The organism is Micromonospora sp. NPDC047793, assembly GCF_040642635.1.
GTDB lineage: Bacteria > Actinomycetota > Actinomycetes > Mycobacteriales > Micromonosporaceae > Micromonospora.
The window spans coordinates 67,359-77,624 of the sequence record NZ_JBEYSG010000010.1; the positions used below are offsets into that span (position 1 = coordinate 67,359).

7 protein-coding genes are annotated in these 10,266 nt (G+C 72.7%); 3 read left to right on the forward strand and 4 right to left on the reverse strand.

Annotation, left to right across the window (positions count from 1 at the left end):
• Nucleotides 1-463: 463 nt before the first annotated feature.
• Both ABZ738_RS20580 and ABZ738_RS20585 read left to right on the forward strand, forming a co-directional pair.
• Entirely contained in the window at nt 464-1,954 is a 1,491-nt protein-coding gene (locus tag ABZ738_RS20580) for a GH1 family beta-glucosidase (protein ID WP_357215383.1), read from the forward strand.
• A gap of 482 nt (nt 1,955-2,436) precedes the next feature.
• Nucleotides 2,437-2,757 carry a hypothetical protein gene (locus tag ABZ738_RS20585; protein WP_357215386.1) on the forward strand — a complete coding sequence of 107 codons (321 nt, stop codon included), beginning with the start codon at nt 2,437-2,439 and terminating at the stop codon, nt 2,755-2,757.
• A 96-nt stretch (nt 2,758-2,853) separates the two neighbouring features.
• Here the strand turns inward: ABZ738_RS20585 and ABZ738_RS20590 are convergent, their stop codons facing one another.
• From ABZ738_RS20590 to ABZ738_RS20600, 3 genes are all read right to left on the reverse strand, one after another.
• Complete coding sequence (locus ABZ738_RS20590) at nt 2,854-3,267, reverse strand: roadblock/LC7 domain-containing protein (protein ID WP_201272506.1); 414 nt, start codon at nt 3,265-3,267, stop codon at nt 2,854-2,856.
• A 5-nt stretch (nt 3,268-3,272) separates the two neighbouring features.
• Nucleotides 3,273-5,711 carry a nitrate- and nitrite sensing domain-containing protein gene (locus ABZ738_RS20595; RefSeq protein WP_357215389.1) on the reverse strand — a complete coding sequence of 813 codons (2,439 nt, stop codon included), beginning with the start codon at nt 5,709-5,711 and terminating at the stop codon, nt 3,273-3,275.
• Nucleotides 5,712-5,900: 189 nt separating this feature from the next.
• Nucleotides 5,901-7,286, reverse strand: coding sequence for an FGGY family carbohydrate kinase (locus ABZ738_RS20600; RefSeq protein ID WP_357215392.1), 1,386 nt, complete (start codon nt 7,284-7,286; stop codon nt 5,901-5,903).
• Nucleotides 7,287-7,539: 253 nt separating this feature from the next.
• Here ABZ738_RS20600 and ABZ738_RS20605 point away from each other — a divergent pair, with 253 nt between their 5' ends.
• A complete protein-coding gene (locus ABZ738_RS20605) occupies nt 7,540-9,453 on the forward strand; it encodes an anthranilate synthase family protein (RefSeq protein WP_357215395.1) in 1,914 nt (637 codons plus the stop codon).
• Nucleotides 9,454-9,536: 83 nt separating this feature from the next.
• On the opposite strand, the gene wrbA is transcribed toward ABZ738_RS20605, so the two are convergent.
• Nucleotides 9,537-10,154 carry an NAD(P)H:quinone oxidoreductase gene (gene wrbA / locus ABZ738_RS20610; protein ID WP_176094517.1) on the reverse strand — a complete coding sequence of 206 codons (618 nt, stop codon included), beginning with the start codon at nt 10,152-10,154 and terminating at the stop codon, nt 9,537-9,539.
• Between the last annotated feature and the right edge of the window lie 112 nt (nt 10,155-10,266).

Genomic DNA, 10,266 nt, shown 5'->3' on the forward strand with positions numbered 1-10,266 from the left:
GAGGTGGACCTCAAGCCACTCGCGTGGCCCGGCTCCCGCGCGACACGCACGACTGGGACGCCAAATCCGCCCGTGCGTGTACCGCAACACAGTGGGGACGGGGGTTGCCCTCCCCCGTCCCCACACTAAACCCCCGTTCACGATGGGAAAAGAGGCCGACGGGTCAGACGCGCGTCACACGCGCGCCCCGCAACGGCAGTCGACCCGCCCGCCGACCGTGCGACGCCCGCCGACCGCCCCGGGCGCGCGCCATCCCGGTCCGCCCCGCGGCACTGAGCGCACCCCGGTCCCGCCGACCCGACGCCCGACCGGCCAGCGCCATCTTTCCCACCCCCAGCCGTCCCCGCCGCCAAGGCACCCCCGACCTGCGACGATCCGGCTCTTGGCGGGCACCGCCACCCTTTACCCTGTATTGGGAGCGCTCCCGAGGGCTCAGGCGGTCAACCATCACGAGGAGAACTCCATGTCGATACTCACCCGGCGCCACCTGCTGCGCCACGCGGCGCTCTCGGCCACCGCCGTCACCCCCGCCGGCGCCGCCATCGGCACCGCCACGGCAGCCGGCGCCGCCGCGACCCTCGCCGGCTGCCAGCCCGGCGACACCGACCGCACCGCGCCGGAGACCAGCCCCGCCGGCCGGCTGCCCTTCCCCCAGAACTTCGGCTGGGGCGCGGCCACCTCCGCGTACCAGATCGAAGGCGCCGTCAAGGAAGACGGCCGCGGCGAATCGGTCTGGGACACCTTCAGCCACGCACCCGGACGCATCCGCAACGGCGACACCGGAGACGTCGCCGCCGACCACTACCACCGCTACGCCGACGACCTCGATCTGATGCGCGACCTGGGGCTGCGCAGCTACCGGTTCTCCATCTCCTGGCCGCGCATCCAGCCCGACGGCACCGGCCCCGCCAACCAACGCGGCCTCGACTTCTACCGCCGCCTCGTCGACGGCCTGCACGAGCGGGGCATCTCCCCGATGGCCACCCTGTTCCACTGGGACCTGCCCCAGGCCCTGCAGAACACCGGCGGATGGGAGTCCCGCGACGTCGCCCAGCGCTTCGCCGACTACGCCGCCATCCTCTTCGACGCCCTCGGCGACCGCGTCCCGGTCTGGCTGACCATCAACGAACCCAAGACCGTGGTGCAGAACGGCTACCTCTCCGGCCACCACGCCCCCGGCCTGCGCGACCCCGACGCCGCCTACCTGGTCGCCCACCACCTGCAGCTGGCCCACGGCCTCGCCGTCCGCGCACTGCGCGACACCAGCGGCGCCGGCCGCATCGGCCCGGCCTTCAACCTGCACCCCTGCTACCCCGCCGACGACTCCCCCGCCGCCGCCGAGGCCGCCCGCCTCTACGACGGCTACGAGAACCGCCTCTACCTCGACTCCGCCCTCAAGGGCAGCTACCCCGAGGACGTCCTGGCCGACCTCGGACCGGACAGCCGCATGGTGCGCGGCATCCGCGACGGCGACCTGGAGATCATCTCCTCCCCCATCGACCTGCTCGCCGTGCAGTACTACACCCCGATCTACGTCACCGCCAACGGCGGCACCGTCAGCCGCTGGCCCACCTCCGAGGCGGAGTGGCAGCAGATCTACCCCGACGGCATGTACGACATCCTGACCCGGGTCACTCGCGACTACGGCCCCATCCCGCTCACCGTGACCGAGAACGGCCTACCCACCCCCGACGTACTCGCCGCCGACGGCACCGTCGAGGACACCGGCCGGGTCACCTTCCTGCGCGACCACCTCGCCGCCGCCCACCGCGCCGTCACCGACGGCGTGCCGCTGGAGAGCTTCCACGTCTGGTCGCTGCTCGACAACTTCGAGTGGGCCGAGGGCTACGACCAGCGCTGGGGCCTGATCTACGTCGACTACGCCACCCAACGCCGCGTGCTCAAGCGCAGCGCCCACTGGTACCGCCAGGTCATCGCCGACAACGCCCTCTGAGGTGTAAGCAGGGGTCCCCTGCTAACGCCTCTTGCATAGCAGGGGACCCCTCCTCACACGCGGCCCGCCTGGCGCTGGGACCGCCCGGGACCAGGCCGTCCGCGCATCCACCGCCCACGGTCTGCGCAGTGATACACCAGCGTGGACGTTCTCCTACGCTGCCGTCGTACCTTCGGATGCGTGGAGCGAGGGCTGTCGAGCTGATAGCGCAGACGGGTCACCGTCCGGGGTCGACCCCCGTGCCGCCCATCGCTGATGGCATAAGCGGTTCAGCTCGAAAGGGCACAGACACCATCCATAGGCCGCCTCCGGCCGGGCGATCAGGCTATTCTGCGGTCCGCAAACACCCCGTTCCCTCCGTCACGGCGCGCCGCCGCTTTGCCCGGCGGGACTCCCCGGCCCCCGAACTCGGCGAACTGCTCGTCGATCTCGTCGAGGGTCGGCCGGTCGGGCGGCCCGGCCCGTCACCGGCGTGGATCGACGTGCTGCTGCTGGCCGGCGTACCGGCGGTCGTCCTGCTCGCGGCACGTGGCGTGCGGCGGGCCCGCCGCTGGGCCGACCGGCCACGACACCGTCTGGGCACCACGCTGCGGCTGCTGACGCTGGCCGCGCCGATCGCGCTGCTGGTCACGCTGCACCGGATCGCCGGTTTCCTCTACCGGGGACGAGACATCTCGTGGTGGCAGACCACGTACCTGTACCCGACTCTCGTCGCGCTGCTCGCCGTCACCGCCGCTGCCGGTCTGCTCGTCCTCGCCGCCCGGCTACGGCAGCTGCACACGCGACGCGGCCGCACCTCGTGACGAACCGTCGCCGCCCGCCTGCCGGTACGCAGCCCGTCGGCCTCGGACCGCTCAGGACCACGCCCGGCCGGCTGGCCCGCGAGCGACGCCGGCAGGTCAGCGCGGCAGGGCCTGCTGCAACTCGGCGCGCAACGCCGGGGTCAGCATGTCCCCGGCCTGCTTGGCCAGCCGCGCCATCTCGTAGCCCACCACACCGATGTCGGCGTCCGCCGCAGCGAGGGTGGCCAGGATCGACCCGTCGCGGACCTGCATCACCAGGAAGTAGCCCCGACCCATCTCGACGACGGTCTGCTTGACCACGTCACCGTCGAACATCTGCGCGGCACCAGCGGTGATGCTCATCAGACCCGAGGTGACGGCGGAAAGCTTGTCGGCGTGATCCCGAGGCAGATTGTCCGATATCGCCACCAGCAGCCCGTCGGAGGACACCACGATCGCGTGTGCCACTCCCGGCACCCGATCCGCGAATGCGCTGACCAGCCAGCTCAGATCCCGAGCCTGCTGCGACAAGGTGGTCACCTTGGTCCCCCTTCGTTCCATACGCCGGACGGTTGCACGGGAATCTGCATGGTCTCCTCGGCCTCGGCCCGCCGCACACCGCTGTACAACTTCGACAACATGCCGCCGACCGCATCCGGGTCGGGGTCGTGCCGGACCGGCCGCTGCTGCTCCGGGCGGGCCGGCTGGCTCACCGAACTCAGTTGCGCCATCGGTACCCGCATTGGCAGGCCCCGGGCATTGGTGCCGGCGGTCACCGGCACCGTCGGCGGCGCCGGTTGACCGACCCCCGTCGTCGGCACCGCCCCCGACGGTCCCTCCCGGGACCACCAGCCACCGCCGCCACCGGCCGGGACGGCCGCCGCCGGGGCGAGCACGGTCTCGGCGCGTACCGGATGGGTCTGGCGGGGCACGGTGGTCGGTCGACGGCCGGCGACCGGCAGCTCCACCGGACCGGGCCGTCCGCCCTGGTGGGCGGTCATGCCGCCGGGGATCCGCGGCGCCGACACCGGGTCGACGCTCGGTGCCGGAGCCGCCGCCAGCAGCGCACCGGGCAGCCGGATCCGCGCCACCAGCCCGCCGACACCGCCGTGCAGCCGCACCTCGATGCCGTGCCGGGCCGCCAGGTGGCTGACCACGAACAGACCCATCCGCTCCACCGCCGCCACGTCGGCGGCCGGCGGAGACGCCAGGACGGCGTTGGCCTCGGCCAACGCCGTCTCGGTCATGCCGATGCCCTGGTCGGCGATCTCGATCACCGCGCCGTGGCCCTCGAACCGGGCCATGACTTGCACCACCGTGTCGGGGCGGGAGAAGGCGGTGGCGTTCTCCAGCAGCTCGGCCAGCAGGTGGACCAGTTCACCGACGGCGTGTCCGACCACGTGCAGGTCGGCCACGGCCTCGTGCCGCACCCGCTGGTACTGCTCGATCTCCGCGCTGGCCGCCAGCAGCACCGCGCCCAGCCCGATCGGCCGGTTCCACCGCCGGGTCGACTCGGTGCCGGCCAGCACCAGCAGACTCTCGTCGTTACGGCGCATACGGGCGGCCAGGTGGTCCAGCTTGAACAGGTTCTCCAGCTGGTCCGGGTCGCCTTCCTCCCGCTCCAGGTCGTCGAGCAGCTCCAACTGCCGCTCGACCAGCACCTGGCTGCGTCGGGCCAGGTTGACGAACATCGCGTTGACGTTGCGCCGCATGTTCGCCTGCTCGACCGCCACGCCGACGGCGCTGCGGTGCACGGCGACGAACGCCTCGGCCAGCTCACCGATCTCGTCGAGCGAGCGGACCACCGCCGGGGACACCTCGATGGGCGGTACGCCACCAGAGACCGACCGCAGCCGGGCCAGCGCCTCGGGCAGCTCGACCTGGGCGATCCGTAGCGCCTGCGAGCGCAGCAGCCGGATCGACCGGGCCAGCGACCGGCCGACCAGCACCGAGATCAGCACCGCCACCAGCAACACCGTGATGATCGCACCGATCAGCAGCAGGGTCTGACGCAGCTGGGTGGTGCTGGCCGCCTGCGCCTGCTGCACCGCCTCGGCCAGTACCTCGGCCTCGTACTGGCGCAGCAGCTCGTGGCGGTTGTCGCTGGCCTCCCACCACTGCCCGCCGGTCAGCACCAACCGACCGGCCGCGATCTGGGCGATCGCCCGATCCTCCAGCTCAGCGGTGGCGGCGAAGACCGGGTTCACGGTCATCTCGTCGTAGCGGGCCACCTGCCCGTTGGTCGCGGCGATCCGGAACACGCCCAGCGCGGTCAGCTGACGGGCCCGCAGTTCGGCCAGCCGCGCCCCGCCGTCGGCGCTGTAGCCGCTGTCCCGCGCGGCGGCGTAAACCTCCGCCCGGACCCGCGCGGACGAGTCCTTGGCCCGGGCGAACTGCACGTACCGCAGCACCGCGTCGGCCAGCTCCGGGCGGTCGTTACCCGGCGTTGGCTGGGCGAGCAGGGTCAGCAGCCCCTCGATGGCCCGGTGGTAGTTACCCAGGATGGTGTCGTCGCTGAGCACCACGGTCGCCATCACCCCGCGGATGTACTCGACCTGCTGCACCGCCTGCGACGCCACCGAGTAGGTGTCGCGCCAGGCCGGGTCGGCCTCGGCCACCGGCTCGGCCACCTCCCGCAGCGCCCGCATCGCGTCGTCGGTGGCATCCCGGTACTGCTGCAACGAGCCCAGCATCGCGGCGCGGCCGGCCTCGTCGGCGCTGGCGCGCAGCACGGGCAGCTCACCGGCGGTACGGTCGCGTTCCTGCTGCAGCATGTGCACCAGGTAGGTGATCTCCTCACCGACGGTGACCTGCGCGGCGAAGTCACCGAGCGTGCTCGCCCGTCCGACCAGGCTCTGGGCCTGCACCCCGGCCATGACCAGGAACGCCACCGACGGAATGACCAGCACGGCGGCGAGTTTGGTCCGCATCCGCCAGTCCCGCAACCGGAACGCGGAACGCCGCCGGTGGGGCACCACCCGAACGTCGAACCGCCGTCGGCGATGCGCTGACACCTCGGGCGTCTGATGTGCTGCACCCACAGGGTCCTCCTCCCCACGCGCCCGCCGTGACCTCGGGGAGCGCGGTCCATCCAACCAGGCCCCCGAGCAGTGTCAACGTCCTGCCCTTACGAAGGGTTCAGGACGAGACCGCCGGTCGCCACCCTATGCCGGGGTCGCCGGAGCTTGATCATCCGTCCGGCTGATGTCGGCCACCACCACGGCATCGGTGATCCGGCCGGTCGCCACGAGCGCCGCGCCGGTGGCCCCGATCTCCGGGTGACGTCCGAAGTCGACCCGACGGGGAGTGAGCACCTGCGCGAAGGTGCGGCGCCACCAGGGCGAGGCGGCCATCGCGCCGCCACCGAGGACCACGTCGGTGGGCCGTCCGACCATCGACTCCAGCCGCACCAGGTCGTCCACGACCTGCTCGCACACCCCGTGCATCAGCCCGGCCAGGATCTGCACGGAGGTGGTGCCGAAATCGAGTCCGCGCAGCTCACCGGAGCCGGCGCTCCGGTCGCCGGGGGGACGGTCGCCACCGAAACCGACGTTGACCGGTACGCCCGCGCCGGGCGGCAGCACCGCCAGGGCCTGCTCCAGCGCCGGGCCGGTGGGCAGCCGCAGCACCCGGTCCGCCCAGGCGAACAGATTCCCACCCGAGGAGTACGCCGCCCCGGTGACGACGTGGTCGTGGTCGACGCGGTAGCGCCACAGCCGATGCGGCAGCGGCGACTGCGCAGCGTGCGCCGGCATCCGCTGCAGCAGCCGGACCGCCGAGGAGGTGCCGACGGTCACCGCCGCCCGGCTGTCGTCGATGCAGCCGGAGCCGACGTTGGAGGCGGCGCCGTCGCCGACCGGGGCCGTCCAGGACGCCTGCGCCAGGTCCGGCCAGCGGCGGGCGTACTCGCCGCGCAGCCGCCCCCGCCAGTCCCGGCCGGCCAGCTCGGGCAGGTCCGCACCGCGGATGCCGGCCAACGTGCACGCCTCGGGATCCCAGTCCAGCGTGCCCAGGTCCAGCAACCCGGTGCCGGAGGCCTGCGACATCGACATCGGCGCGTCGGTGAGCAGCCGTCCCAGCGCGTACTCCACCAGTCCGGTGAAACGCCCCACCCGGGTGCCGGTCTGCTCGCGCAGCCACGGCAGCCGCACCGACCAGTAGCAGCGGTGCCACCAGGTGCCGGTGCGCTGGTGGTAGTCGACCGCGTCGACCGGCCCGTGCAGCGCCGGCGACGGCTCGGGGCGGGTGTCGAGCCAGGTGAGCACCGGGCCGAGTGGTTCGTCGTCGACGCCCAGCGGCAGCACCGAGTGCCACTGGGCGCTGACCGCGATCAGGTCCACCTCGCGCAGGTGACCGTGCTGGTGCAGCTCGTCGAGGCACTCGATGAGGCAGGCCAGGTACTGCCGAGGGTCCAGGGTGCCGGCGCCGTCACCGTCGACGGTGAGCACGGTCTTACGCCGCGCCAACGCCCCCGGCAGGGGACGGATGTCGGCGTCCATCACGAGCCCCCGCACCGAGGAGGTTCCCAGGTCCAGCGCGAGAATGTTCATCGCGGTCAACGTACCCGTTGCCGTCGGCGCCGCGCGTCACCGCCCACGCCAGTCCGCCGAACGGCTTCCCCCCGATCCACGCCCCGCGTAGGGTGTGCCCATGCCTACGCGCCTGTCCTGCTGGTGGCCCGCCGACCCGGCGGCCTCCCTGCACGCGTAGTCACCCACGCGGCCGCCCGACGAGGCGGCCGCCGGTCATGGTTTCCGGCCCGTGGGCCGCCGCAACGGCGGCTCCCGGACCCAGGAGAGACCGATGAACCCACTGACCGACCTGCTCGCCGCGCTCGCCGACGGCACCGACCCGGGCCCGTTCGCCCTGGTACGCCGCGCCGACGCCCCCCACCTCGACCTGTTCACCGGCACGGTGGACACCGCCGCGCGACTGGCCGACCTGCCGCTGCCCACCGACGTGCCCGGCCCGGCCACGCTGGCGCTGGTGCCGTTCCGACAGATCACCGAGCGTGGTTTTGCCTGCGTGGACGACGGCGTGCCGCTGGAGTTCCTGCGGATCGGGCAGCACGTACGGGTACCGCTGGCCGACGCCCTCGACGCGTTACCCGAGGGCCCGGTCCGCACCACCGGCGCCGCCTTCGACGTCCCCGACGACGCCTACGCCGCCGTCGTCGCCCGGGTGCTGGCCGAGGAGATCGGACGCGGCGAGGGCGCCAACTTCGTCATCCACCGCACGCTGCACGCCCAGGTGCAGGGCGCGCCGGTGACCGCCGCGCTGGCCGCCCTCCGGTCGCTGCTGCACCGCGAACGCGGCGCGTACTGGACGTTCGTGGTGCACACCGGCACCCGCACGCTGGTCGGCGCCAGCCCGGAACGACACGTCAGCGTCGACGACGGCCTGGTCATGATGAACCCGATCAGCGGCACCTTCCGACACACCGGAGCCACCGCCGACCGGGCCGCCCTGCTGCGCTTCCTCGCCGACACCAAGGAGACCGAGGAGCTGTACATGGTCCTCGACGAGGAACTGAAGATGATGGCCACGGTGGCCGAACACGGCGGTCAGGTGGTCGGGCCGTACCTCAAGGAGATGTCGCACCTGGCACACACCGAGTACCTGCTGGCCGGACACGGCAGCCGGGACGTCCGCGAGGTGCTGCGGGAGACGATGTTCGCCCCCACGGTGACCGGCAGCCCGATGGAGAACGCCTGCCGGGTGATCGCCCGCCACGAACGCACCGGCCGCCGCTACTACGCCGGAGTCCTGGCGCTGCTCGGTCACGACGACAACGGCCGGCAGACCCTCGACGCCCCGATCCTGATCCGCACCGCCGAACTCTCCCCCACCGGTGAGCTGCGGGTCCCGGTCGGGGCGACCCTGGTCCGGCACTCCACGCCCGCCGCCGAGGTCGCCGAGACCCACGCCAAGGCCGCCGGGGTGCTCGCCGCCCTCGGCCTGGGACCGCAGGCACCGCAGGCCGGACCGCAGCCACCCCGCCGCCTGGCCGACGATCCCGAGGTACGCGCCGCGCTGGCCGCCCGCAACGCCCCGCTGGCCCGCTTCTGGCTCGACCAGCGCCCGACCGGCGCACTGGCCCTACCCGCCCTGGCCGGACGCCGCGCCCTCGTCGTCGACGGCGAGGACACCTTCACCGGCATGCTCGCCCACCAGCTCGGCGCCCTCGGCCTGACGGTGACCGTCCGACCGTGGCACGCCACCGGGCCGGTCCGCGCCGACGACCTGGTCGTCGTCGGCCCCGGCCCCGGCGACCCCACCGGCGACACCGCGAAGATGCACCGGCTACGTGACCTGCTCACCGAATTACTCGACGCCGGACACCCCACCCTCGCGGTCTGCCTCGGCCACCAACTGCTCGCCGGCCTGCTCGGACTGCCGGTGAGCCGCCGCGACGCGCCCTACCAGGGCCTGCAACGCACCGTCGTGCTCTCCGGCACGCCCCGCCGGGTCGGCTTCTACGCCACCTTCACCGCCCACGCCGACACCGACCGCCTCGACAGCCGCCACGGCCCGGTCGAGGTGACCCGCGACGAGGTCGACGGCGCCGTGCACGCGCTGCGCGGCCGGGGCTTCGCCGGGGTGCAGTTCCATCCCGAATCGGTGCTCAGCCCGGACGGGGTCGCGGTGCTGGCCGAGCTGCTGGCGCAGCTACTGCCGGCACCGGCCGGCGAGTTGTCCACCACCGGGCAGGCATAGCCGGCCCGATCCGGGGTAGCGCTGTTCACGGCCGACGGTCCGGGCGGGTATGAGAGCCCCTGCCCGGACCGCCGGTCCCTGACTCAGCCGGCCAGGCCCTGCTTCAGCGCCGCACCGATGCGCACCGCCCGCTTGGCCGTCAACGCCGTCGCCTCCAACGCCACATGATCCGGCGCGGTCTCACCGTTGTTGCTGGTGTGCGACGCGCCGTACGGGTTGCCGGAGACGAACTGGCTCGGCTCGGTGTAGCCGGGCGCGACCACGATCCCACCCCAGTGGTAGAAGACGTGGAACAGCGACAGCAGCGTCGACTCCTGCCCACCGTGATGTGTGGCTGTCGAGGTGAACGCCGAGTACACCTTGTCGGCCAGTGCGCCCTGCGCCCACAGCGGTCCGGTGGTGTCGATGAACTGCTTGAGCTGCGCGGCGACCAGACCGTACCGGGTCGGCGAACCGAAGATCACCACATCGGCCCAGCTCAGGTCGTCCGGCTGCGCCTCCTCGACGTCCTGGGTCTCCAGCCGGTGCGCCTCCCAGCCCGAGTTCGACCGGATCGCCTCGTCCGGGGCCAACTCGCGCACCTTGCGCAACCGGACTTCCGCACCGGCCTGCTCGGCGGCCTCCCGGGCCGACTGCGCCATCTGGTACGTGATGCCGGTCGCGCTGTAGTAGATCACCGCCACCTTGACCTGTGCCGCCATCGCCTGCGTCCTTCCTGCCGTGATCGTCGGTAAGCTTCCGCGACTACCCGATGCTTGCGGCAACAAACATTCGTCGGATTCGACCGACCCCCCGGTCGACGCCCTGTCCACC